Source organism: Tamlana carrageenivorans, assembly GCF_002893765.1.
Classification (GTDB): Bacteria; Bacteroidota; Bacteroidia; order Flavobacteriales; family Flavobacteriaceae; genus Pseudotamlana; species Pseudotamlana carrageenivorans.
In genome coordinates, this window is record NZ_CP025938.1 from 2,233,276 (window position 1) to 2,259,093 (window position 25,818).

A 25,818-nucleotide genomic window follows, 5' to 3' on the forward strand; every position below is an offset into this window, starting at 1 on the left:
AAATAAATAAAACCATAGAAATTGGCCATGCCAGGCTGTTTGATGGAGATCCACGATTCGGACTCATAACATTAACAGAAATTGCAAGTAGAGCCTTGTCTACTTGGATTAATGATCCGGGAACCGCTATTCAAATTATTGGTTGTCATGAGAAGCTATTTTATTTATGGAACAATCCTGAAAACACAGAAAATGACCTGTTATACGATCGTTTGGAAATTGCTCAAATAGAAATAAGTAACTTTTTTGATGATGCTTTTAAGCCAATTTCTAGAGATGGTACTGGATTTATGGAAGTGATCCTACGCCTACAAAAGACATTTTGTGCTTTAGAAAAGATAAATCATGACGCTATAAAAACGGCCTCAAAGCAACATTCTAAATATGCTTTTACAAGAGCTCAAATCGCCATGGATATGGAAGAAGACCTCGAAATTTTAGAAAAAGCATCTTTGTTTAGAAAATAGATTTTTCAGCTGGGTTGTTCTTATAGGTTAACACATCTCAATTTTTATTTATTGTTGCTGTTGGTTTGGGATGTTTTGAAGACTTTGTCTGTAACTGTTTCGATTCTTTACGTGTTCTCCTTCATTATGATGATAAAGGTTTGGATTGAGCATACTCTTGGTAGTATTAATTTCAACCTTAACGAATAGGTCTTCTTCGGCTTGACCGGTATAAACACCTTTAACGGGCGTACAATCTTTAAAATTTCTCCCCACAGCCAAACGTACATGATATTGATTAGCAATCACATTATTTGTTGGGTCTAAACCTAACCAACCGTAAAAGGGAATATAGACTTCTACCCAGGCATGGGTGGCACCTTCACCCCGAGAACCGGCTTGATTCGGACAAATATAACCGCTAACATAACGCGCAGGTATGCCTAGCATTTTCACCAGTTGAATTAATAATATTGAAAAATCTTGACATACTCCTGCTTTTAGGGCCCAAATATCATTTAGGTTCGATTCCACATTGGTAATGCCTTGTATGTACTTAAAGTTGTTGTAAACGTAATCACACAGACTCATAGTAGCCTTAAAAGGGGAGCTGCTCAATAGTTTTTCGTCGTTTATAAAACTTGAAATTACACTTGTACCATCGAAAGGTTTATGGTTTAGAAAATCCATAAAAGATGGACTGTATTGTAATTGTTTATAAGTATCCCACTGTTGCTTTAGTGGCGCCTGGTCATCTGGTAAGGCTCTTTCGAAGGTTACGGCCTCAATTTCCGATATGATAGAGAGTTGGTTATGAGGTTCGATAATCATAAAAGTGGCCACGGTATTACCGTAAAAATCTTTACGCGTTTCAATTTTAGGATTATTGGTTATGCTTAATGTATGCGAAGGAATGTTTTGGTATTCGTCTTGAATAGGGTTTAGCATAATTTGACTTGCGGCATCGTAAACCAAATCGCTATAATTATATTCCGTAAGATGTTTGATATAAAATGTTGGCATAAGTCTAATTAATTTCAGAAAAATAGATGGTGTTTATATTAATTGAAATATCTCGAATGTCTTTTTTAATTTGTGTTATAAAATTATCAAGACCTTGATTATTAATGCTTTCAATAGTGGTGTATTTAATGGTGCTTTCTAATTTTCCTAAAGAAAATTCGATGTGGTTTTTTCCTAATTGGCCACCATCAATAAGTTTTCCAACGCTAAAGTTTAATTTGTTAACGCAATAATACAGCGATCTGGGAAAAAGCTTTTCTTGAAAAACCATCGATATAATATGGTCTTCTTTAAAGGCCGATTTATATTTTTTTAAATATAACTGGTAACCTCCCATAGAGAGTAGTAAGTTTTTCCAATAGAAACTCTGTTCTAGTTTATCGGTAGTTTTGGATATTTCCGTTAATTTAATCGCTGTAAAATCGGAAACTAAAATCATCCGTTCTAAGTACTTGCCTAGATTTAAAAAATAATAGGGAGCCCCGCGCTCTTGAGTGATATCCATAGTACCATAAAACATCAAGTGAAAATTTCGTAGGTTGTCTATAAATTCTATAGGGTCTCCGCTAATAAGTTTTTTACGCAGGTTTTTTTTAGTTAGAAAAAGGTAGTAGTTATTTAAGCAAATCCATAATTCTCTAGAAATATGTTCTTGTACACCTCGGGCGTTTTCTCTGGCTCGGGTAACAATATTTAAAATGGAATTAGGATTTTCTGCATTAAAAACCATGAAATCTAGGCACTCTACGGTATTCTCTGTATAAAAAGTGTTATTTAAATCGGTGTAATTTTTTATAATGGGTGTCCATGGAAAAAGCTCTGGAGAATCTTGGTTTGCATAAAAATTAACTTTAAGCAAACTCAATATGCCATGGCCGCGCTCCATATAACGTTCTAACCAAATTAAATTATTTGCAACTCTACTAAGCATATTTTATTTTTTAATTATTGAATAACCCAGGTGTCTTTACTACCGCCACCTTGCGAGCTGTTTACCACCAACGAACCCTCTTTTAGGGCTACACGAGTTAAGCCACCTGGTGTAATATCGATACCATCGGTGCCTGTTAAAGCAAAGGGCCTTAAATCGATACATCTTGGCGATAAAACGCCATTGATGCAGCACGGTGCGGTAGATAAACTGAGTATGGGTTGAGCAATAAAGTTTTCTGGTTTTTTGTTTACCGTAGCTAAATAATCGGCAATGTCTTCATCTGAAGCTTCGTGGCCCATGAGCATGCCGTAACCACCGCTACCATCAGTCTTTTTTAAAACCATTTTCTTTATATTCTCAACTACATATTTATAGTCTTCAGGATTGGCAAGTTGGTATGTTTTGATGTTGTTTAAAATAGGTTCTTCATTTAAGTAATATCGAATCATATCTGGCACATAAATATAAATAGCCTTATCGTCTGCTATCCCAGTTCCTGGAGCATTTACAATATTAACATTGCCTTTTCTATACGCTGCCATGATACCAGCTACACCTAAAGCACTCGATGCATTAAACTCTAAGGGATCTAGAAAATCATCATCCACACGACGGTAAATCACATCAACCCGCTGCAGTCCGCTGGTCGTTTTCATATACACCACATGATCCTGAACCACCAAGTCGCTGCCCTCAACCAATTCTATACCCATAAGTCTAGCTAAAGTGGTATGCTCATAATAGGCCGAATTATAAATTCCAGGCGTTAGAAGCACAACATTAGGATTACTTTGGTAGGATAGCTCCTTAAGTTTTCGATATAATAAATTCGGATAGTCTGATACTGGCCTGATATTATTTTTAGGTAAAATGCCAGGGAAGATACGTTTAGAAATTTCTCTGTTTTCAAGCATATAACTGACACCAGAAGGCGTTCGTAAATTATCTTCAAGAACATAAAACTCACCATCACTATTGCGAATTAAATCGACCCCCGCAATATGTACATAAATGTCATGAGGCACATGAATACCTTTCATTTCACGAAGGAAATAGGGGCAGGAGTATATCAATTCCGCAGGGATAATGCCATCTTTAATAATAAACTGGTCGTGATAAATATCTTTAATAAATAAATTTAGGGCCTTTAAACGTTGCTTAATACCTTTGTCGATATGATCCCACTCTGATGCGGTAATGATCCTCGGCACAATATCAAAAGGAAATATTTTTTCAACGCCTTCTTTGTTGTTGTAAACGGTAAAAGTCACACCCTGACTCATAAATAACTGTCTGGAAAGCTCTTCTTTTTTATATAAAACTTTGGTCGACGTATTTCGTAAATAGTCATTGATAATCTCGTACTGCGAACGAATGTTGTTATTGTCGCTGTACATTTCATCCCAAGTGTTAGGAAGTAATTGGTATGAAGAAAATAATTGTTTATTGGTCATTAGCTTCACTTTTTTTAAAGATAGTTAAATTTGAATTAAATTCAACGAATTGTATTGTTAGCAAATAATTAATCATGAATTCTTAAAAAATGGTAAACATTTTATTGTTAAAACTGAATTTTGGATAGTAATTTTGTTATTTATTCATTTAGTAAGGGCTAATTCTAGTAATATAAGGGTATTATGAATGAAGCTGGTTTAAAGTTAATTATACGAATAGAATTCTTTAATTTTGTGTCATAATATTATAACTACATTTTGATATCACCATCTTCTATAGATCAAATTTTTGAAACCGCCCGTGTTGAGGAGGTTATTGGCGATTTTGTACAATTAAAAAAAGCCGGGAGTAATTATAAAGGCTTGAGTCCTTTTAGCGACGAGCGTTCTCCTAGTTTTATGGTTTCGCCAGTGAAGCAGATTTGGAAGGATTTTTCTACTGGCAAAGGGGGAACAGCCGTGTCTTTTTTAATGGAGCATGAGCATTTTACCTACCCTGAAGCTTTAAGGTACTTAGCAAAAAAGTATAATATTGAAATTGAAGAAACGGTTCAGTCTGATGAACAGAAAGAAAAGGCAAACGAGAAGGAAAGTTTATATCTAGTTAGTGAGTTTGCTAGTCATTACTTTAAAAATATTCTTCATAAAACCGATCAAGGGAAATCTATAGGGCTTAGTTATTTTAAAGAGCGTGGATTTACCGAAGAGACTATAGATAAGTTCGATCTGGGTTACTCATTAAATGAGTGGCAGGCCTTTACCGATGAAGCTTTAAAAAAGGGATACAACATCGATTATTTGGCTAAAACCGGACTCACTATTGTTAAGGAAGATAAGCGTTTTGACCGTTTTAAAGGCCGCGTTATGTTTCCTATAAAAAGCATGAGTGGTCGTGTTTTAGGTTTTGGAGGTAGAATTTTAATTACCGACAAAAAGGCTGCCAAATATGTGAACTCTCCCGAGAGTGAGATTTACTATAAAAGTAAGGTGTTATACGGTATTCATCTGGCTAAGCAAAGTATCGCCAAAGAAGATAATTGCTATTTAGTTGAAGGTTATACCGATGTGATTCAGTTTCACCAAACAGGAATTCATAATGTGGTGTCTTCCTCGGGTACGGCATTAACCTCCGAGCAAATTCGATTGATTAATAGGTTAGCCAAAAATATCACCGTGCTTTTTGATGGTGATGCCGCAGGGATGCGTGCCTCGCTTCGTGGTATTGATTTAATTCTTGAGCAAGGAATGAATGTTAGGGTTTGTACGTTTCCAGAAGGGGAAGATCCAGACAGCTTTGCTAAGCAAAATACCTTAGAAGAACTATCGGATTATTTGAATAGTAATGCGAAAGATTTTATTCAATTTAAGGCTTCAGTGCTATTTGAGGAGTCGAAAAATGATCCGATTAAAAAGGCAGAAACCGTTAGGGATATTGTTAATAGTATTTCTAAGATTCCCGATCGTATAAAAAAGGAAATTTACATTCAGGAATGCGCTAAAATCATGGACATAAGTGAAGCCGTGTTGTTTTCAACTTTAGCCCAGATTAATAAAAAGGACCATCAAGACGTAAATAAAAGAGAACAACCGGATCAACAGGTTTTTGAAGTAATAAAAAACCAAGAGGCTCCGAAAAAAGTTGACGTTCAGTACATTTTGGAGCGAAAAATAATTGAACTGTTGCTTCTTTATGGTAATAAAACTAAAGATTTTGAAGATTTAGTTCTTAAGGAATCCGAGAGTGGCGAATTGGAATTAGAACCCGTTATTCAACAAGCTAAAGTATTTGAAAAAATATTTTTGGATTTGCAAGATGATGAGATGGAATTTAGTAATCCGCAGTTTAAATTAATTTACTACACGATTATTGAAAGGTTAAATCAAGATGTCGAATTCGATTTAAAATCTTTCGTAAATTCTGTAGATCAAGATATGGCTAACGAAATCACATCTATTCTAATGGAGGATGAGCGTTACACGCTAGATAATTGGAATCGCATGGATATTTTTCCTAAAGAAAAGGAGGCTACTGTGGCTCAAATTGTAAGTGAAACGATATTGAGTTTGCGTTGTTTCTTAATTGATCAAAAAGTAAAAGGTTTCCAACAGGAAACCTTAAAAAATAAAATAGACACGAATAGAAATATACTTGAAGAAGTAAAAGACTATTCGAGTCTAAAAATGTTGTTGTCAAGAAAACTTAACCGCGTATTATAACTGCTGAGTCAGTTTTGCTTGATTAACTAAATCAACCAAGTTAGTTACTTTTAGTTTACGCATTAAACGTGCTTTATAAGTACTAACTGTTTTTTCGTTAATATCTAGTTCCTTCGAAATTTCTTTGTTTTTCTTACCTATTGTAAGAAGTTTTAAAACTTCCGATTCTCTAGTAGAAAGCTTTTTGTAAAATGCCCCGCCTTTATTAACTCGAGATCCAAATGCTAATTGCTGTGTGAGGTCGTTACTTAAGTAAATACCGCCATCAGCAACTTTTAAGATGGCTTCATTAATGGTAATAACATTAACCGATTTGTTTAAGTACCCTGATGCTCCAGCTTTTATGGCGTTTATGGCATAAACTTCTTCTGGTTGAGCACTAAAAATAATCGTTTTAATGTCCGGGTAGTCATTTTTCAAATAACGTAATACCGTTAATCCATTAAGTTTTGGAAAATCGGTTTCCGTTAGAATAATGTCTACTGGGTTCTTCTTTACAAATTCTAAGATGGCATCGCCATCGTCTACACTACCAACAATATTAATGTTAGGAGATGCCGAGAAAAGTACTTCGAGTCCCTTTCTCGTAATTGGGTGATTGTCTGCTATTAATAAATTTATCATAATTTTAAGAGAGCTTCGTTTTATGTAACAAATTAGAGAGCGAGTTACATTGAGAGATAAAGCTTACTGCAAAAGTAATGATTTTATACAATAATTACAATTCTTATTATAAATTTGTAGGTATTTCACAGATTGGTATAGGAATCATTTTGTGTTTGTTAGCATTGTTAAAACGTTTGTAAATGTTAAACACTTCTTGCTCTCTGTCGGAAAAGTCGCTAAAAACCTTGCCTTCAGCGTCCATTTGCATGGCCCATTCCAATTCGGGATAGCTCGCTCCAATTTGATCTTCATCACTTCTTGCATCCCCAAATAATCCGTCACTTGGTGTGGCATTTAATATAGATTCAGGAACATTTAAGGCTTTTCCGAGTTCATAAACTTGTGATTTTAGTAAATCGGCAATTGGACTCAAATCTACACCGCCATCACCATATTTAGTGTAAAAGCCTACACCAAAGTCTTCTACTTTATTTCCAGTTCCGGCAACCAAAAGATTGTAAAGGCCTGCATAATAGTACAGTGTTGTCATACGTAATCTAGCACGCGTATTGGCTAAAGCCATGTCTATAGTGGCCTGTTCGCCATCAAAAAATACTTCTGTTTTAAATTCTTCAAAAACAGGTGTTAAATCTGTTCTGGTATCGCTAACATTGTTAAAACGATCTTTTAGCTGTGCTATGTGTTCTTGTGCTCTAGACACATGGCTCTCTGCTTGGTGAATGGGCATTTCAATACATAATACATTAAGTCCAGTTTTGGCACATAGGGTCGAGGTAACTGCAGAGTCAATGCCTCCTGAAATCCCTATTACAAAACCTTTTACTCCAGCATTAGTAGCATAATCTTTTAGCCAATTTACGATGTGATCAATTACTTTTTCTGTTTGCATTTTAAATGAATTTAAGTCAAAGAATAGTACCTTTGCAAACAAAAATAACCCAAACACTTAATTAATAAAAATTTATGGCCTTTAAGTTTTTAATGAAATTATTGGTTGTGTTTATTATGGCAACAGTGGTTTCTTGTAAGACTGAAAATGCTTTAGAGCACACCATAGCAAAAATAAACACAGATATACAAGTAGAGCGCTTTGATAGGTTATTTGCAGAAACTACGCCCGAAAACTTAGGAAAATTAAAGCAGGAATATCCGTTTTTGTTTTCAGATAAATATACAGATGACTTTTGGTTAGAGAAGAAAGAAGATTCTTTGCAGATAGAATTGTTTGGTGAAGTACATCACACGTTTTCTAATTTCGATTCTGTAGAATTCGAAATCGAATCCCTATTTAATCATTTAAAATATTATTTCCCTGAATTTAAAACGCCACGCGTGATTACGGTAACAAATGATGTGGATTATAGAAACCGTGTCATCGTTACCGATACCATTGCGGTTATTGCTCTTGATGCTTATTTAGGGCGGGATCATAAATATTATGGTAGTATTCCCATGTATTTAAGGGGGCAACTGGATAAAAAGCAAATCGTTGTCGATATGGCTAACGCGTATTCCGAGAAGTTTATCTTTCAGCCAAAACGGAAATCATTTTTAGATGAAATGATTTATTCTGGAAAACAGCTCTACTTTAAAGATGTTATTCTTCCATTTAAAACCGAAGCCCAACGTATAGGTTATACGGAAGCGCAATTGGATTGGGCTCAAGTTAACGAAGCCTATATTTGGCGTTATTTTGTAGAACGCGAACTCTTATTTAGTACCGATTCTAAGCTTCCAAGTCGTTTTATAAACCCTGCCCCTTTTTCTAAATTTTATCTTGCCGAAATTGATGCAGATTCCCCAGGACAAATCGGTCAATATATGGGTTGGCAAATCGTTAGAGCTTATATGGATAATAATGAGGTGACCTTTAAAGACATGCTCCTAAAAAGTAGTGAAGAGATTTTTAATAATTCAAAGTTTAAACCAAACAAATAATGGCTAATACACATAAATCTAGAATTGAACTTAATGTAGAACTTGATGAAAACCGTATTCCGGAAACACTCCATTGGACCGCTGAGGATGGTGGTATTACTAATGAAGAAGCTAAAGCCATGATGCTTGCCGTTTGGGATGCTAATGCTAAGGAAGCTCTACGTATCGACTTGTGGACTAAAGATATGCCTGTAGATGATATGAAAGTGTTTTTTCATCAAACCTTAGTGTCGATGAGTGATACGTTTTATCGCGCCACGCAGGATGAAAAAATGAGTGCGACTATGAAGGATTTTTGCGACTATTTTGCAGAAAAGCTGGAGCTGAAGAAAAATTAATCTTTATTGATTGTTTTTTTAGAAGCGGTTTTGGCGTCTTGCATTTCTTTTTCTAGATGATCTAAATAGAGTATGCCGCTGAGGTGGTCTATTTCATGCTGAAAAATAACTGCTGTAAATTTTTCAACGGTTTCTTTCTTGTGCTCGTTTTCCATAGTGTCGTATTCAATGTCTATACTTTTAGAACGACAATTTAGTAAGTCAGTACGGTTTGGAATGGAGAGACAGCCTTCTTTTACCGACTGCTTTTTCTGTGAGTAACGGGTAATTTTGGGATTTAAATATACTTCAAAAGGAATATTTTCCTTATCAAAGCGCTGGACCCAAATAATTTGTTTTAAAATGCCAACTTGTGGTGCAGCAATACCAACTCCTAAAGACATACTATCGCGCACGGTAGCATAAAGTCTGCTTACAAAATGTTTAATAACAGGGTTGGTAGGATCTACTTTTATCGCTTTACTTTTGGTTCGAAGAAGCAAAGAATCTTGTTTATTGGTAATTTTATATACGCGCATAGGGGTTAAGCTATCTGCGTTCATAATGAGCTTTGTTTCTTCTTCGGTAAAAGAATGTGAAGATGAACAGCTCGCAGCAAGGAGCGCTGCTAGTAGTAAAAAAGATAAATACTTCATCAAATTTGGATTTAACTAAATATTGATTTTTCAGTAATGTAATTAAAATAAATGACTTGCGGGCTCAATTTAATAATGCTCATTTCGGTCAAGAAGTGCCTTATTAATGCGTAATACTTACCACTCGTTAATGCGGTTAGAGTCTAATTTCACAAAAATAAAAATCAAAATGGTAAAAGCCCAAAGTCCGGAGCCTCCGTAACTAAACATGGGTAAAGGAATACCTATGGTTGGAATTAAGCCCATAACCATACCAATATTAATCATGAAATGAATAAAAACAATGGCGGCTACACTATAACCATAAACTCTGCTAAACTGTGATTTTTGCAATTCAGCTAAATGAAGAATTCTTAATAATAAGAATAGAAAAGTAAGCACTACCATGCTGCTCCCTATAAAACCCCATTCTTCGCCAACCGTGCTAAAAATATAGTCGGTATGCTGCTCTGGGACAAACTTACCTGTAGTTCGAGTTCCTTGCATGAAGCCCTTGCCAGATAAGCCTCCAGAACTGATAGCTTTTTCAGATTCGTTAAGGTTATATGCAAAGGTATGTTTCATTTTTTCAAGCTTTAGCGGATCTTTTTCAAGGCGTAGCCATAAGCTTATTCTGTCTTTTTGGTGGGGTTGTAATACATTGTTGTAAAATATTTTAATGCTAAATGAAATGGTAATTGCAGCAATAAGAATTAAAATTATGTGGTAAATTCTAAATTTCTTTTTATTGAAAAAATAAATTAGTAAGGTGACAATTACAGCTAAGATCGATGTGATAACGGCTCCAAATTTCAGGGATAAAACAGTTATTAAAATGAGGGATACAGCAATATTTAAATAAAATTTTGGTAAACCCTCGCGATACAATACAAAAAAGAAGGCGCCATAAACAATAGTACTTCCTGTGTCATTTTGAAGTAATACTAAAACTGCAGGCGTTGCGATAATAGCCAAGACTTTAAGCTGATCTTTAAAGAACGCCATATTGGTATTTAGGTCACTTACGTATTTAGCCACAGCTAGGGCCGTAGCTGTTTTAGCAAATTCGCTAGGTTGCAAGGTAAAACTTCCAATGCCATACCAAGAGGTAGCTCCGTTTACATTTTTTCCAAAAATAAAGAGGCCTACCAACGAGAGCATGGATATGATATAAATCACGCTGGCAAAACGTTCATAGAACTTGGCATCAATCGCTAAAATAAAAACAATCATGACAAGGGTAAAGGCTATGAAAGCAAGTTGCTTACCGTAAGGTTGGGAGAAATCAAAATAATTTACTTCGCTGCCTACATGGGATGCAGATAGTATATTTAGCCACCCAAAACCAGCTAATAAAAGAAATAATAAAATTGTAATCCAATCGAATTTAAAATATCTATTTGTCTCCCTTACCATCCTTTTTCGTATTATCTAGTGCATCTACTTTAGACTTCAGTTTGTGGTATTCCTCATCTGAAACAACCTGGAATGCAGAGTGACCGTTTATTCCAAAAGGTTTTCCCGAATATGGTTTTGCATACTCTGCTTCTAAGCTGTGTTTAAGTAGCCAGGTTTCTAAATCTGTTCTTGTGATGTAGCCTTTAATATGTTTTTCAATCATTAAACTGGCAATTTTTCCAGCATATCGACTTCCCCAATAACCATTTTCAACAAACACAGCTATAGCAATTTTCGGATCGTCTTTTGGTGCAAAAGCAAGAAAAATGGAATGATCGGTGAGCTGCATTTTGACGCCATCAACTTTGGTGAAATTTTCTACAGTACCTGTTTTACCACAAATATCAATGTCCTTCACTTGTAACGCAGCAGCCGTACCTCTTCTGTATACTTGTAACATGCCTTCAATTACTGGCTCGAAATGTTGCTTGTCAATTGTCGTATGTTTAGGCACGGTAAATTGATCAGGTAACGTTTCGTTTTCTATTTTTTTAATGATATGTGGGGTATAAAAGTGTCCGCGATTAGCAATGGCAGCGGCCATATTAGCCAATTGTATAGGAGTCGTAGCAACTTCACCCTGTCCGATAGCATTGGAAACCGTATATGAAGAATAAAATGATTTAGGATAGGCGTATTTATAGTATTCACGGTCCGGAATTCTTCCTTTTTGACCAACAAATAAATCGTTATTTAAGTATTCTCCTAGCCCAAAACTTTTAGCATGTTCGGCCCAAACATCTATGCCTTTCGAAGCATTTCCGTTTTTATCTAATATTTTACGATAAACCGTAGCGAAATATGCATTACAGGAGTGTTGTATACCTGAAATTAAATTATTCCTGGTACCATAAGCACAGTGGCATTTCATGAAGCTTCCTCCATAATGATAACCTCGATAACATGTAACGATATCTGGAGGTGACATTACCCCTTCTTGTAAAGAAATTAGAGCATTCATTAATTTAAAAGGTGAACCCGGAGAGTAAACACCTTGCAAACTTCTGTTGAAAAGCGGTTTGGCTATGGAGTCGTTATAGAGTTTTGTGAAATTTTTAGAGCGGTCCCTTCCAACTAATATATTGGGGTCGTAGGTAGGTGCTGCAACCATAGCTAGAATTTCACCAGTTGAGGGCTCTATAGCAATAACGCCTCCTCGTTTGTTTTTCATTAGGATTTCACCATAGGCTTGCAGGTCGGCATCAATGGTAATAGTGATATCTTTTCCGGGCTCAGGAATGGTATCGTATTGCCCGTCTTTATAGGGGCCAATGTCTCTATTGAAACGATCTTTTTGAATGAATTTGATGCCTTTAACACCACGTAGGGTTTTCTCGTAAGAAGCTTCAACACCTTGTTTCCCAATTAAATCGCCCATTTTGTAGTAAGGCTGTTTCTCTATAATACGATTGTTTACTTCGCCTATGTCGCCTAAAACATTTGCACCTATACTGGTTTCATAATCTCTTAGAGATCGTTTTTGAATATAAAACCCATGGAATTTGCGCATCTTTTCTTGTAATACAGCATAATCTTCTTTGGATAAATGTGAAACAAAAACAGAAGGCAGCCTAGGAGAATAATGTTTGGCTTTGTTAAATTGTTTTAGAAAGCGCTCTTTATCTATTTTTAATAATGAACAGAACTCTAAAGTGTCTAGAGGTTCTACTTCACGAGGAATGACCATCACATCGTAAGATGGTTGGTTGGCAACAAGGAGTTGGCCGTTTCGGTCGTAAACAAAGCCTCGTTTTGGGTAGTCGTAAACTTTCCTAATAGCATTATCTTCAAAAAGACTGTGAGAACCTGCGGTATAAATTTGAAGGTAAAAAAGTCTAGAAATAAATATTAGGGCAACTACAATTATGGTTATAAATAATAAAAATTGTCTCATTTAATTTTTCGACTAAAAATAATGGTCATTAAAACGCCTAATAAAATAGTAAATATACTTGAGTATAACGTTTTTTCTAGTATAAAAATTATTTTTGAAAAACTAAAAACCTCTAATAAAAATAGAATAAAATGATGCGTTACAGTAAGTAGTGAGAAATAAGTTAGCTTGGAACCAAACTCTACAGTATTAAATTTAATAACTTGATGTTCATACATACTACCGAATGCAAATTTCAAAAATACCGGCCTTACATATGCGATAAAAACCGATGCTCCAGCATGAATACCACCTGAATCTAGAAAAATATCTAAAATCAGTCCTAATAAAAAACTGAGTATAATAATAATTAAACGGTTGTTTTTTATAGGAAATAAGGCAATGAAAAGGATGTATAGGTAAGGGTTTATATATCCTAAAAAATTGATGTGATTTAGCACTAATACTTGAAAAATAATCAGAACGATAAAACGAACGGTATGGACAGATAATATACTATTCATCGGCATTGTCGTTTAAAAGGTTTTTGATTTCTTCAGCGCCTAAACTTTCAATAATATAAACGTGTTCAAGATTGGTCATGTCATTAAATAACTTGACGCTAATTTCATAGTAGTTTTCAGAACGATCTAAATTAAAATGGCTTATGGTTCCAATAGGAACCCCTTTAGGAAATATGAATGAACGGCCTGATGTAATAATGGTATCGCCAGCTTGTACTGGAGCTATTTTAGGAATATCAATTAGCTTAATGAAAGCAGGCGAATCGCCTTCCCAAAATAGAGTGCCAAAGTGATTGGTTTTTTTTAATTGAGCACTAATCCTACTAGTCGTGTTTAAAATAGAGAGCACGCTAGCATAGTTAGCACTTGTATTTTCTATGATTCCAATAATTCCTTTTGAGGAAATAACCCCAAAATCTTGTTGGATGCTATCAGAATACCCTTTGTTTAAAGTAATGATGTTATTGGATATGGAATAGCTGTTTTTTATAACTTCTGCGGTATAGACTTTATAATTACGTTCATATGAGGCGGTGTCTATAAAAGTAGAATCAGTTGTAAGGACCTTGTTGTATAAAGCGTCACGAAGGTTTTTGTTTTCCTCGGCTAATAAGTCGTTATGCGTGTTTAAATCTAAGTACCTATTAATATGATGAAAAGATTCGTAAAAACCACCTGTGAAATAATTAGCAGAATTAATAAACTTACTGGTATGGTAGGAATGAGATAAAATAGTAAAGGTAAGCGCGATACAAAACAGCAACAAAAACAGTAAAAAGTTTTTAAACCGAATTATAAAATTAATAATTTGTTGCATGGTGTTTTATAAAGAATCTTATTTTATCAATACGCTTTTAAATTTAGGTAAATTTTTAAGTGTAATTCCTGTGCCTCTAACAACAGCTCGTAAAGGATCTTCGGCAATATACACTGGTAAATCTGTTTTTTGAGACAAACGTTTATCTAAACCACGAAGCATAGAGCCTCCACCGGCTAAGTAAATTCCTGTATTGTAAATATCTGCAGCCAATTCAGGAGGGGTTTGAGATAAAGTTTCCATCACGGCATCCTCAATTCTTAAAATTGACTTATCCAGAGCCTTCGCAATTTCTCTATAAGAAATAGATACTTGTTTCGGTTTTCCCGTTAGCAAATCTCGTCCTTGAACACTCATATCCTCTGGGGGCAATTCTAAGTCTTCAGTAGCGGCACCAATTTGAATTTTTATCTTTTCAGCAGTACGTTCACCAACATATAAATTGTGTTGTGTACGCATGTAATACACGATATCACTAGTAAATACATCACCTGCAATTTTAACCGATTTGTCGCAAACAATACCACCAAGAGCAATAACAGCAATTTCGGTAGTACCACCACCTATATCGACCACCATATTTCCTTTAGGTTGCATGATGTCTACTCCAATGCCAATAGCCGCAGCCATAGGTTCGTGAATTAGGTAAACTTCTTTTCCGTTAACACGCTCTGCACTTTCTTTTACGGCGCGCATTTCAACCTCTGTAATTCCAGAAGGAATACAGATTACCAATCGCAAGGCAGGGGTAAAGAACTTCTTTTTTAACGCTGGAATATTTTTAATAAACATACTCATCATTTGCTCGGAAGCATCAAAATCGGCAATCACACCATCTTTTAACGGGCGAATGGTTTTAATGTTCTCATGAGTTTTACCTTGCATTAAGCTGGCTTCTTGTCCAACAGCTATAATTTTTCCTGAAATCCTATCTCGAGCAACTATGGAAGGCGCATCAACTACGACTTTGTCGTTGTGTATAATAAGAGTATTCGCGGTACCTAAGTCCATCGCTATTTCCTCGGTAAGGAAGTCAAAAAAGCCCATGTGCTAATAATAGTTTAAAAGTAGTTTAAAATCGAATTCCGTAAATGTAATAAAAGTATATAAATATACACCTTTTACCGACTTCATTTTATGATTAAAATATATGTTCTGAATCTTATACGACACTCATCGGTTTTTAGATGCTAGGAAAATACATTTAAAAACCGATGAGATCATTTTTTATTTATTATTTAGTGTTTGAAATGACGGGTTCCTGTCATAACCATAGCCACATCATTCGCGTTGCAATAATCAATACTTAATTGGTCTTTTATAGATCCGCCTGGTTGGATAACCGATGTGACTCCAGCATTTTTAGCAATTTCTACACAGTCAGGGAAAGGGAAAAATGCATCACTTGCCATAGCCGCTCCATTTAAATCGAAGTTAAAGGATTCTGCTTTATGAATGGCTTGTTGTAAGGCATCTACACGACTTGTTTGTCCAGTACCGCTAGCGCATAATTGATTGTTTTTTACAAGTACAATCGTGTTCGATTTGGTATGCTTACAAATTTTTGAAGCAAACAACAAATCGTCAATTTGAGCTTGCGTTGGTGCTAAATTAGTTACGTTTGTAAGATCATCAGCTTTATCTGTAACGTTGTTTCTGTCTTGAACTAAAACACCATTTAGGCAGCTTCTAACATTGGTTTGTGGTAATTCAATATCGTGAATTACTAATAGAATGCGATTCTTTTTACCTTGAAGTAATTCTAAAGCTTCCGCTGAAAAAGAAGGTGCTATAACCACTTCACAGAATAATTTATGAATCTCTTCTGCTGTAGCTAAATCAATTTCTGTATTACAAATTAAAACACCTCCAAAAGCTGAAACAGGATCGCCAGCTAAAGCGTCTACATATGCTTGATGTAGAGTGTCACGCTGTGCTAATCCACAGGCGTTGTTGTGTTTTAATATGGCAAAAGTAGGTGCATCATTTTTAAATTCATTCATTAAGTTAACAGCAGCATCAACGTCTAATAAGTTGTTGTAGCTTAATTCTTTACCGTTAAGTTTTGTGAATAATTCATCAAAGTTTCCAAAGAAAAAACCTTTTTGGTGAGGATTTTCTCCATAGCGAAGCATTTTGCCGTTTTGATCACTAATTTTTAAAACGGTTTCTTCATTATTCTGGTTGAAATAATTGAAGATGGCCGTATCATAATGTGAAGATACGTTAAAGGCTTTTCCAGCAAAACGTTTTCTGTCTTCTTCAGAAATGCTTCCGTTGTTTTCAGAAATAATTTCTAAAAACTCAGCATAATCGTTAACTGAAGATACACAAATCACATCAGCATAATTTTTTGCCGCAGCACGAATTAAAGAAATACCACCAATATCAATTTTCTCAATAATATCTTGGTTACTTGCTCCCGAAGCTACGGTTTTTTCAAAAGGATATAAGTCAACAATAACTACATCAATTTGTGGAATGTCGTATTCTGCTAATTCAGCAACGTCACCTTCATGATTTTGTCTATTTAAAATACCACCAAAAACTTTCGGGTGTAATGTTTTAACACGTCCACCAAGAATAGAAGGGTACGAGGTAACATCTTCAACAGGAACAACGTTAATACCTAAATCGTTTATAAATTTTTCTGTACCACCTGTAGAGTAAATGGTAACACCTTGTTTGTTAAGTTCTTTAACTATGGGTTCTAAACCATCTTTACTGAATACTGAAATTAAGGCCGACTTAATTGTTTTCTCGTTGCTCATTCCTAATGTGTTATGTTTTTAATTGTCCGTTATTAAAAATAACTTTACGTTGTTTATCAGTGTGTTGCACTGGGTTTCTAAAATAAGTGCAAAAGTACTTATTTCTTCTAAAAAACTAGCCTTGAATTGTTAAAAAAAGACGATTAGGATTAATGTTTTAGAGATGAATTTCTGAATTTTAAGTTGAAAACAACTAGGCTATGTTATGTTTTTAATTTACTATAGTATAGTTGCTACTTTTTCACAAACAAATTCTAAAAACTGCTCGTCTAGTTCTGTAAAAGGATCGGCCGTATTGGAGTCGATATCAATTTGCCCTATATTTTTACCACTTACAAAAATAGGTACAACTATTTCAGCTTTTACCGTAATACTACAAGCAATGTAATTGTCTTGAGCTTTTACATCGGGCACAACAAAGTTCTTGTTACTTAAAGCGACTTGCCCGCAAATACCTTTTCCGAAGGGAATAATTGTATGATCTGTAGGTTCGCCTACATAAGGACCCAGGTGAAGTTCTTCTTTTGAAGGGTGACTAAAATAAAAGCCTACCCAATTGTAATAGGCAATGTTTTTTTTAAGTAATTCACAAATACTGAATAAGCGTTCATCAACCGTTTTTATCTTATTTGAAATAATGGCTTCGACTTGTGGTTTTAATGCTTCAAAAATCATAATTTTAAAAGTTTTGGTAAAAGTATTTAAAAAGACGTAATTTGATCTTTCATTAAGATAAGATTAATACATTTCTTAATCGGAAATTCTGTGACAAAGGAGTCGAAAATATAAAAATTGAAGAAAAATCAGTGTCATCTCTTTTAAAAAAAACAAGGCGGTTATTAGATTTATAATCACCTTTTTAGTGGTATATATTACCTTATCGGTTATTTATAGTTTTTATTTGAAGCTTTCCGATGGCAGCGTTTTTTATCCTGATTATTTAACCCATTTGGTAGGATTACAATGTGTAGAATTATTAGAGTTTTTTGGTTTTTCTAGTGAGGTAGTTAAGCATCCTAATGAGCCCTCTTTAAAACTTATTGTAAATGGGCAGTATTTAGCGCGTATTGTCGAAGGTTGTAATGCCTTTAGTGTTATTATATTATTTGCTTCTTTTATTATAGCATTTTCAACAAGACTAAAACCAACCCTTATTTATGTGCTAACGGGAAGCGTTTTTATTTATATCGTAAATTTATTTCGTATCACCATTTTGGGGATAGGGATGTTTCATTATCCAAAGTATGAAGAGGTCTTGCACAATATCATTTTTCCAGGAATTATTTATGGAATGGTATTTTTACTTTGGGTAATTTGGGTTAATATGTTTTCTAATCTAAAGAAGAGTAATGTCGCGAATTAATAAAATGATACTGCTTTCTGTTCTATTTCTATTGCTAATATTAATTCGATATTTTGAAGGCATCCTGTTTTACGATCCGTATTTGTCTTTTTTTAAAAATGATTATTTATATATCGATAGCCCACGCAGGGAATTGGCTAAACTCGTTGGTTTTACTTCCTTGAGGTATTTTTTAAATAGTATAATTTCGTTAGCTATCATAGCTGTGATATTTACGGACAAAAACATCGTTAAGTTTTCTGCAGTTATTTATGTATTAGCTTTTATCGTTCTTATGTTAATCTATTTATATTTTGTAGTGCATCCTAGACAAGAGGATTATTACATGTTTTTTAATGTACGACGGTTTTTAATTCAACCCATCATTTTAATATTGCTTTTGCCAGCATTTTACTACCAAAAAATGATAAAATGAAAGTCTTTTAGAATGTTAAACATTTTAAAAAAACATTTATTAGTTAGTCATTTTTGTAGTTTTGTAGCGTGATAAAGTTAATGTTACATAAAGTGTTTACAAGTTTGTTAGCCTTAATCGTATTGTTTTCAACGGTTTCATTTACTGTTGAAAAACATTTTTGCGGTGATGTGTTAGTAGATGTTGGGGTTTTTGTTGAAGCTGAAAAATGCGAAATGGAAGCTTTAGAGACACTTCAGAAGAAAAACTGTTGTAAAGATGAAGTTGATGTTGTTGTAGGGCAAGATGAACTGAGTATGTCATCTATAGATGATTTAGATTTAGAGCAGCAACAATTTCTTTACGCCTTCACCTATAGCCTTATATTTGGTTTTGAAAGTTTACCAAAACAAAAGGTTCCGCACGCCAATTATTCACCACCCCTTATAGTTTCCGATATTCAGGTGTTAGATCAGGTTTTCATCATTTGATTTATAATTCATTATCCAATGTTCTAAAAAGAACACGCATACTTTAATTGTTAAGCGTGGAAAGTGGTTTGTAACCACGAAAATTAGTTGAATTAAAAATTATATATCCTTAAATATGAAAGCTATTATATTTATGCTTTTACTCATGCCAGCCTGGCTCTTTTCGCAAGAGCAAATTGAAGGCGTCATATTAGAAGCAGATAAAGAAAATAAAAATCTTGTTCTAGCAGGAGCCAATGTCTATTGGCTCAATACAACAGTTGGAGCCGTAACAGATATTGATGGGAGGTTTAAAATTCCTTATCAACTCGATTATAAAAAACTTGTTATTAGTTTCATCGGTTTTCAAACCGATACCATTACCGTAAGCAGTGCAAAACATATAAAGCATTGGTTGAAACCAACTGATAATTTGGAGGAAGTTACTGTGACATCTCGTAAGCAAGCCACTGCAAAATCATATTTGAAAGCAACCAATACTTTTACCGTGAGTAGCGATGAGTTGCTAAAAGCGGCCTGCTGTAATCTTGCCGAAAGTTTTGAAACTAACCCATCAATAGATGTGAACTTTGCAGATGCTCTTACAGGAACGCGACAAATAAAAATGTTGGGACTAACAAGTCCGTATATTTTAATTGCAACCGAAAATATACCTTCCATTCGTGGTGCGTCACAAGCCTTTGGTTTGAGTTTTATTCCGGGAACTTGGGTAGAGAGTATCCAAATAACAAAAGGCGCAGGAAGTGTGGTTAACGGATATGAAAGTATTGCAGGGCAGATAAACGCAGAGTTAGTTAAGCCAGCGACCGACGATCGTGTATACGTAAATGGTTACGGCGCTTCTAGTTTACGCACGGAGTTAAATACCCATATTAACAAAAAAGTTAGTGAACGCTGGGATACAGGATTGTATTTACACGGTAATTCGCATCAAGCTGAACATGATGTAAATCACGATGGTTTTCTAGACATGCCTAAGTATAATCAGATTAATGTGATGAATCGCTGGCAATACACCAATCCAGAAAAGGGTCTGGTTAGTTTTATTAATTTAAAGTTTTTAAATGATGAAAAACAAACGGGACAATTAAATTTTGATCCTAATACCGATAAACTGACAACCAATGCTTGGGGAAGTGAGATTGATACACGTCGTTATGAAGTTTCCGGAAAAATTGGGTACGTCAACCCTAATATTCCTTATCAAAGTATCGGTGTTCAAGCTGCCTTTAGTAGTCATGAACAGGAATCTTATTTTGGTTTAAATACCTATAATATTACACAGAATAGCCTGTATACCACTGCTATTTATAATTCCATAATTAGCGATTCTAGACATAAAATTAAAACGGGATTGAGTTATGCTTACGATCATTATGATGAGTTTGTAAATGCCCTAAACCTGGATAATAATTATGAAAGAACAGAATACGCTATAGGCGCATTTTTTGAGTATAATTATGATAATTTGGAAAAACTCAACTTAACGGCTGGTGTGCGTATCGATCATCATAATTTGTTAGGCACTTTTATTACGCCTAGGTTTCATGCTAAATATACGCCATGGGAAAAGTCGGCCTTCCGTATGTCTTTTGGTCGAGGTAAGCGAAGCGCTAATATTTTTGCTGAAAATCAAAATATGTTTGCTACATCTCGTGCCTTTAATATTTTGAACTCCACTGGTAATATTTACGGATTAGATCCTGAAATTGCTTGGAATTACGGCGTGTCTTATTTACAAGGTTTTAATTTATTTGGGAGAAAAGCCGATATTACTTTAGACTATTATAAAACGGATTTTACAAATCAGGTGGTTGTAGATTATGAAAATCCGTTAGAAGTTACTTTTTATAACTTAGAAGGTAAAAGTTATGCGAATAGTTTTCAAGCTGAATTGAATTATAATGCTTTTGAACAATTCGATATGAGGTTAGCTTATAAATATTATGAAGTTAAAACAGCGTATAAGTCTGGACTGCTAGATAAACCTTTAGTGCCTAAACATCGTTTGTTTGCCAATCTATCTTATGAAACACAACTTAGTGAAAATGGCAAACATTGGAAGTTCGATACCACTTTTAATTGGTTAGGTGAACAGCGCTTTTCTTCTACAGTAAGCAATCCTGTAGCGTATCAATTACCGGAATATACGCCTACTGTAACAACCTTAAATGCTCAGGTGACTCGCGTTTTTTCTCCGAAATTTGAGGTTTATTTTGGAGGGGAAAATATAACCAATCTAAGGCAGTCAAATCCGGTTATGGCAGCAAACGACCCATTTGGAGCGAATTTTGATACTACTTTTGTGTACGGACCTATATTTGGAAGCTTGTATTATGCAGGTTTCCGTTTAAAATTATAATTACAGTAACCATTTAAAAACAATAAAAAATGAAAAAAACAATATGTCTTATCATATGTCTAATAGGGGCCTTGTCCTTTGCCCAAAACAAAAATGCTAGAGCAACCATAGAAGTTGATGGTGTTTGTTTAATGTGTAAAACCCGTATTGAAAAAGCCTGCTTTAAAACCAAAGGTGTAAAATCTGCAGTATGGGATGTGAAAACCCATGAACTTAGCTTGATTTATGATGAAAGAAAAACAAATTTAGAAACTATAAAAGCGAGTGTACTTGAGGTAGGGCATGATACAAAAGATCAAAAAGCAACCGATGAGGCTTATGCTAGTGTTCATCCATGCTGTAAATATCGAGACGAAGCTGTAAAAGACGATCATCGTGAAGATGCGGATTAGTTCATCTTTTTAAGTTATTATAAAACCTCTAAGATGTCATGTCTTAGAGGTTTTTTTAAACAAACTTCTATGAATATTCTTTCAAGTTGTTGTTTAGTGTTTTGTAGTGTTTCAAAAGCTAAATAAAGTTATGTTGTCGTACTTTCGCTATTTTTGAAGTATGAGAAATTACAAAATAGCTTTAGTAACCTTTTTGATGTTTTTTAGTATTTGCCTTGCGGCGGAAAACACAGCCTTGAATTTGAGCGGTTTAAGTGTTGCTGAACTTGTTCATATTAATCAAGCTGGATCAACTACTGAAGCCTTGAAATCTCGTTTTGAAGGTATTCAACGTACTTTTAAAAAACAGAAACATTTATTTTCCACGAAGCAAATTTCAGAATCAAAATATTTAAGGCAACTAAAAAAGCTGCGTACAAAGGAATTAAAACTTTTTAAGGCTGTTAAGAGGCATGAGTTTGGTGTAGATGAAATGACCGACTATAATTTTTGGTATCAAGGTGTTTTAAAATTTCCAACCCAAATCGAGCAAGAACTGTTGCAATATGCTTCAAGACCATAGTGTTTTTACATCGCGGTTTTCTTCAAAAAGGATAAGTGTACTATTACTTTAAAGGTCGATATCTTAAAAAATTTATTTGGTGTTAAGTTCGCTTTTCATGTAGTTGAACTTATAGCATTTATATCGTTTTAATTGAGTTTATCCAAAATTTTGTGTTTTTGAAAAATAATTTCAAAATTCATAGGTTAAAATAATATAGATTATAACCTGTTTGGAAAACAAATATACAATTGATTGTAAATTTGGCCCCATTTAAATCGTGTTTTCTTCCATTTTTTGCTGATGCTTTGAGCTGCTAAATATATGGATTTCAGTGCTGCATCATCATGAGGAAAGACTTTTTTGTTGCGTGTATATTTTCTTAAACTGGCATTAAAACTCTCAATGATATTGGTAGTATATATAAGTTTTCTAATCTCTTTTGGGTAGTTTAAAAACGCGGTCAAATTATCCCAATTGTTTTCCCAAGACTGTACGGCAGAGAGGTATTTATCTTCCCAATTTTGTTTAAAGACTTCGAAAGCCTCTAAAGCGAATTTCTCATTATCGGCTTGATAAATAGCTTTAATATCGACCATTATTGATTTACGGTCCTTATAGCTCACATATTTTAAAGAGTTTCTAATTTGATGTACGATACATATTTGACGTATACTACCTGGAAAAATAGCTTCTACAGCTTTATCTAATCCAGAGAGGTTATCCGAACACAGAAAGAAGATATCTTTTACGCCTCTAGAGCGCAGATCGTCTAAAATGGACATCCAAGCAGCTGCCTTTTCTGTCTCCACAATACTCATGCTCAAAATATCTTGTTGCCCTTCGGTATTCACCCCTAAAACTATCATACAGGCTTTAGATATTACCTTGCCTTCTTGACGTATTTTATAATGAATAGCATCTATCCAGACAATGGGATATACGTCTTCTAAAGGTCTATTCTGCCATTGTTTGATGTCTTCCAATAATTGATTGGTGATAATGGATACCTGTGATGTGGAATACTGCACTCCATAGGTACTTTCAATAAAATCAATAATATCGCTATTGCTCATACCTTTGGCGTAAAGCAGTTGAATACAATCTTCTAATTCTTGACTAATCGATTGATGTTTGGGGACAATAACAGGCTCAAAGCTCGCTTGACGATCTCTGGGGATTTTGATGCGTTGTTCGCCGTTATGAGTCTTGATAGTTTTCTCTGAGAAACCATTGCGCTGGTTGTTCTCAATTACAGAACCTCCTTTTTGAAACCCTAAGTGGGCAGTCATTTCTGCTTTTAAAAGTGATTCAATACCACGTTTAAGCAACTGTTCCTTGACCTGGTCAAAGTCCTCCTTGTTGCTGATTTTGCCGATCAAGGCGTCTAATTGTTTTTCTAAGTCTGAGTTCATAAAATAAAAATTTAAAAGTAAATTTTTTGCCTATGAATTTCAAAATCATTTTTAAACTAACTAACAGCAAAAACACAAAATAGTTTACAGTCCCTTTTAATTTTGACATAAAAAAACGCTTCAACCCTATATTGTCTGGATTGAAGCGTTTTTGTATAATCTATTTAAGGCAGTGCCGTTACATCATTCCTGGCATACCACCTCCCATTGGAGGCATTGCCGGAGCGTCTTCTTTAATGTCGATTAAAGCACACTCTGTAGTTAAGATCATTCCAGCTACAGAAGCAGCGTTTTCTAAAGCAATACGAGTTACTTTTTTAGGATCGATAATTCCTGCTTTAAGCATGTTTACGTAAGATTCAGATTTGGCATCGTAACCAAAGTCTTTTTCGCCTTCTAATACTTTATTGATAACTACAGAACCTTCGCCTCCAGCATTTTCAACAATAGTTCTTAATGGGGCTTCAATCGCTTTGTTTACAATTTGAATACCTGTAGTTTCATCTAAGTTTTCGGTAGTAATTTTAGCTAAAACAGTTTTTGCTCTTACTAAAGCAACACCACCACCAGCAACAATACCTTCTTCAACGGCAGCACGAGTAGCATGTAAAGCATCATCAACACGGTCTTTCTTCTCTTTCATTTCCACTTCACTAGCCGCACCAACATAAAGTACAGCAACACCGCCAGCTAATTTCGCTAAACGCTCTTGAAGTTTTTCTTTATCGTAATCTGAAGTTGTTGTTTCAATTTGAGCTTTAATTTGGTTAACACGAGCCTTAATCGTTTCACCATCACCTGAACCGTTTACAATAGTTGTATTGTCTTTGTCTACAGTTACGGTTTCAGCAGTACCCAACATGCTTAAATCTGCGTTTTCTAAAGTAAATCCGCGTTCTTCAGAAATCACAGTTCCACCAGTTAAAATAGCGATGTCTTCCAACATAGCTTTACGTCTGTCACCAAAACCAGGAGCTTTAACAGCAGCAATTTTTAAACCGCCACGTAATTTATTAACCACTAAAGTAGCTAAGGCTTGTCCGTCTACATCTTCAGCAATAATTAATAAAGGACGACCAGATTGTGCAACAGGCTCTAAAATTGGAAGAATCTCTTGTAAGTTAGAAATTTTCTTATCGAATAATAAAATGTATGGATTTTCTAAATCGGCAACCATTTTATCAGAATCGGTTACAAAGTAAGGTGATAAATAGCCTCTATCAAATTGCATTCCTTCAACAACGTCTACATAAGTATCCATTCCTTTAGCTTCTTCAACAGTAATCACACCTTCTTTTCCAACTTTTGAGAAAGCAGTAGCAATTAATTCGCCAATTGTATCCTCGTTATTTGCTGAAATAGCAGCTACTTGTTTTATTTTTTCTGAAGAGTTTCCTACTTTTTGAGCTTGAGCTTCAAGATCTTTAACAATGGCTTCAACAGCTTTGTCGATACCACGTTTTAAATCCATAGGATTTGCACCAGAAGCTACATTTTTTAATCCTTCTTTTACGATAGCTTGAGCTAAAACGGTAGCAGTTGTTGTTCCGTCGCCAGCTAAATCGTTGGTTTTTGAAGCGACTTCTTTTACCATTTGAGCACCCATGTTTTCGTGCTCGTCTTCTAATTCGATTTCTTTAGCTACCGATACACCATCTTTGGTTACAGAAGGTGCTCCAAAACTTTTTGAAATAATGACATTACGTCCTTTAGGACCTAAAGTTACTTTTACAGCGTTTGCTAATGCATCGACACCACGTTTTAAACCGTCGCGTGCTTCAATATCAAATTTTATACTTTTTGCCATGATTATGTTTAATTTTTTT

At 34.8% G+C, this 25,818-nt stretch carries 25 protein-coding genes; 10 read left to right on the forward strand and 15 right to left on the reverse strand.

The genetic code is table 11. The annotated features are described in order from the left end of the window. The first annotated feature begins 35 nt into the window (after nucleotides 1–35). Nucleotides 36–467 carry a DUF2254 family protein gene (locus tag C1A40_RS18650; RefSeq protein WP_277871400.1) on the forward strand — a complete coding sequence of 144 codons (432 nt, stop codon included), beginning with the start codon at nucleotides 36–38 and terminating at the stop codon, nucleotides 465–467. 48 nt (nucleotides 468–515) lie between these two features. Here C1A40_RS18650 and C1A40_RS09870 read toward each other — a convergent pair whose 3' ends face one another. The 3 genes from C1A40_RS09870 to C1A40_RS09880 are packed head-to-tail and all read right to left on the reverse strand — an operon-like array spanning nucleotide 516 to nucleotide 3,857. Continuing rightward, nucleotides 516–1,469 carry a transglutaminase family protein gene (locus tag C1A40_RS09870; protein ID WP_102995760.1) on the reverse strand — a complete coding sequence of 318 codons (954 nt, stop codon included), beginning with the start codon at nucleotides 1,467–1,469 and terminating at the stop codon, nucleotides 516–518. Nucleotides 1,470–1,473: 4 nt separating this feature from the next. Continuing rightward, entirely contained in the window at nucleotides 1,474–2,400 is a 927-nt protein-coding gene (locus tag C1A40_RS09875) for an alpha-E domain-containing protein (protein WP_102995761.1), read from the reverse strand. A 14-nt stretch (nucleotides 2,401–2,414) separates the two neighbouring features. Further along, a complete protein-coding gene (locus C1A40_RS09880; protein WP_102995762.1) occupies nucleotides 2,415–3,857 on the reverse strand; it encodes a circularly permuted type 2 ATP-grasp protein in 1,443 nt (480 codons plus the stop codon). A gap of 258 nt (nucleotides 3,858–4,115) precedes the next feature. Here C1A40_RS09880 and dnaG point away from each other — a divergent pair, with 258 nt between their 5' ends. Next, nucleotides 4,116–6,074, forward strand: coding sequence for a DNA primase (gene dnaG, locus C1A40_RS09885; protein ID WP_102995763.1), 1,959 nt, complete (start codon nucleotides 4,116–4,118; stop codon nucleotides 6,072–6,074). Here dnaG and C1A40_RS09890 read toward each other — a convergent pair. Together C1A40_RS09890 and nadE are read right to left on the reverse strand one after the other, a co-directional pair. After that, nucleotides 6,069–6,698, reverse strand: a complete 630-nt coding sequence (locus C1A40_RS09890) for a response regulator (protein ID WP_102995764.1) — start codon at nucleotides 6,696–6,698, stop codon at nucleotides 6,069–6,071. The two genes, dnaG and C1A40_RS09890, sit on opposite strands and share 6 nt — an antisense overlap. A 106-nt stretch (nucleotides 6,699–6,804) precedes the next feature. Next, entirely contained in the window at nucleotides 6,805–7,590 is a 786-nt protein-coding gene (gene nadE / locus C1A40_RS09895) for an NAD(+) synthase (RefSeq protein WP_102995765.1), read from the reverse strand. A 92-nt stretch (nucleotides 7,591–7,682) separates the two neighbouring features. Between nadE and gldB the strand changes: the two genes are divergently transcribed. Beyond that, nucleotides 7,683–8,639, forward strand: a complete 957-nt coding sequence (gene gldB, locus C1A40_RS09900; RefSeq protein ID WP_102995766.1) for a gliding motility lipoprotein GldB — start codon at nucleotides 7,683–7,685, stop codon at nucleotides 8,637–8,639. Continuing rightward, nucleotides 8,639–8,977 (forward strand): gliding motility protein GldC, encoded by a 339-nt coding sequence (gene gldC / locus C1A40_RS09905; RefSeq protein WP_067144659.1) that lies wholly within the window; start codon nucleotides 8,639–8,641, stop codon nucleotides 8,975–8,977. Before gldB ends, gldC begins: the two co-directional genes overlap by 1 nt. Here the strand turns inward: gldC and def are convergent. The 8 genes from def to C1A40_RS09945 form a co-directional block, all read right to left on the reverse strand. Continuing rightward, complete coding sequence (def, locus tag C1A40_RS09910) at nucleotides 8,974–9,612, reverse strand: peptide deformylase (protein WP_102995767.1); 639 nt, start codon at nucleotides 9,610–9,612, stop codon at nucleotides 8,974–8,976. The genes gldC and def overlap by 4 nt on opposite strands. A gap of 117 nt (nucleotides 9,613–9,729) precedes the next feature. Further along, nucleotides 9,730–11,007, reverse strand: a complete 1,278-nt coding sequence (gene rodA, locus C1A40_RS09915) for a rod shape-determining protein RodA (protein WP_102995768.1) — start codon at nucleotides 11,005–11,007, stop codon at nucleotides 9,730–9,732. Then, nucleotides 10,988–12,943 (reverse strand): penicillin-binding protein 2, encoded by a 1,956-nt coding sequence (gene mrdA / locus C1A40_RS09920; RefSeq protein WP_102995769.1) that lies wholly within the window; start codon nucleotides 12,941–12,943, stop codon nucleotides 10,988–10,990. The genes rodA and mrdA overlap by 20 nt, the downstream gene beginning before the upstream one ends. After that, nucleotides 12,940–13,446: a rod shape-determining protein MreD gene (locus C1A40_RS09925; RefSeq protein WP_102995770.1), complete on the reverse strand. Its 507-nt coding sequence runs from the start codon at nucleotides 13,444–13,446 to the stop codon at nucleotides 12,940–12,942. The genes mrdA and C1A40_RS09925 overlap by 4 nt, the downstream gene beginning before the upstream one ends. Continuing rightward, nucleotides 13,439–14,263 carry a rod shape-determining protein MreC gene (mreC, locus tag C1A40_RS09930; protein WP_102995771.1) on the reverse strand — a complete coding sequence of 275 codons (825 nt, stop codon included), beginning with the start codon at nucleotides 14,261–14,263 and terminating at the stop codon, nucleotides 13,439–13,441. The genes C1A40_RS09925 and mreC overlap by 8 nt, the downstream gene beginning before the upstream one ends. An 18-nt stretch (nucleotides 14,264–14,281) precedes the next feature. Then, nucleotides 14,282–15,310 (reverse strand): rod shape-determining protein, encoded by a 1,029-nt coding sequence (locus C1A40_RS09935; protein ID WP_067144647.1) that lies wholly within the window; start codon nucleotides 15,308–15,310, stop codon nucleotides 14,282–14,284. A 191-nt stretch (nucleotides 15,311–15,501) separates the two neighbouring features. Beyond that, on the reverse strand, nucleotides 15,502–17,034 hold the full coding sequence (gene purH, locus C1A40_RS09940) for a bifunctional phosphoribosylaminoimidazolecarboxamide formyltransferase/IMP cyclohydrolase (RefSeq protein ID WP_102995772.1): 1,533 nt from the start codon (nucleotides 17,032–17,034) through the stop codon (nucleotides 15,502–15,504). 219 nt (nucleotides 17,035–17,253) lie between these two features. Next, nucleotides 17,254–17,709, reverse strand: a complete 456-nt coding sequence (locus C1A40_RS09945) for a GAF domain-containing protein (protein WP_102995773.1) — start codon at nucleotides 17,707–17,709, stop codon at nucleotides 17,254–17,256. A gap of 136 nt (nucleotides 17,710–17,845) precedes the next feature. Here C1A40_RS09945 and xrtF point away from each other — a divergent pair, with 136 nt between their 5' ends. The 6 genes from xrtF (at nucleotide 17,846) to C1A40_RS09975 (ending at nucleotide 22,598) form a co-directional block, all read left to right on the forward strand. Continuing rightward, nucleotides 17,846–18,397 carry an exosortase family protein XrtF gene (xrtF, locus tag C1A40_RS09950; protein WP_102995774.1) on the forward strand — a complete coding sequence of 184 codons (552 nt, stop codon included), beginning with the start codon at nucleotides 17,846–17,848 and terminating at the stop codon, nucleotides 18,395–18,397. Then, nucleotides 18,384–18,812 (forward strand): exosortase F system-associated membrane protein, encoded by a 429-nt coding sequence (locus C1A40_RS09955; RefSeq protein WP_102995775.1) that lies wholly within the window; start codon nucleotides 18,384–18,386, stop codon nucleotides 18,810–18,812. The genes xrtF and C1A40_RS09955 overlap by 14 nt, the downstream gene beginning before the upstream one ends. A 68-nt stretch (nucleotides 18,813–18,880) precedes the next feature. Beyond that, nucleotides 18,881–19,282 carry an HYC_CC_PP family protein gene (locus tag C1A40_RS09960; protein ID WP_102995776.1) on the forward strand — a complete coding sequence of 134 codons (402 nt, stop codon included), beginning with the start codon at nucleotides 18,881–18,883 and terminating at the stop codon, nucleotides 19,280–19,282. Between the two features lie 115 nt (nucleotides 19,283–19,397). Beyond that, nucleotides 19,398–21,644, forward strand: a complete 2,247-nt coding sequence (locus C1A40_RS09965) for a TonB-dependent receptor (RefSeq protein WP_102995777.1) — start codon at nucleotides 19,398–19,400, stop codon at nucleotides 21,642–21,644. Nucleotides 21,645–21,673: 29 nt separating this feature from the next. Further along, entirely contained in the window at nucleotides 21,674–22,036 is a 363-nt protein-coding gene (locus tag C1A40_RS09970) for a heavy-metal-associated domain-containing protein (RefSeq protein WP_102995778.1), read from the forward strand. A gap of 160 nt (nucleotides 22,037–22,196) precedes the next feature. Continuing rightward, nucleotides 22,197–22,598, forward strand: coding sequence for a hypothetical protein (locus tag C1A40_RS09975; protein ID WP_102995779.1), 402 nt, complete (start codon nucleotides 22,197–22,199; stop codon nucleotides 22,596–22,598). A gap of 200 nt (nucleotides 22,599–22,798) precedes the next feature. On the opposite strand, the gene C1A40_RS09980 is transcribed toward C1A40_RS09975, so the two are convergent. Together C1A40_RS09980 and groL are read right to left on the reverse strand one after the other, a co-directional pair. Beyond that, complete coding sequence (locus C1A40_RS09980) at nucleotides 22,799–23,992, reverse strand: IS256 family transposase (protein ID WP_102994202.1); 1,194 nt, start codon at nucleotides 23,990–23,992, stop codon at nucleotides 22,799–22,801. A 178-nt stretch (nucleotides 23,993–24,170) separates the two neighbouring features. Continuing rightward, entirely contained in the window at nucleotides 24,171–25,799 is a 1,629-nt protein-coding gene (gene groL, locus C1A40_RS09985; protein ID WP_102995780.1) for a chaperonin GroEL, read from the reverse strand. Between the last annotated feature and the right edge of the window lie 19 nt (nucleotides 25,800–25,818).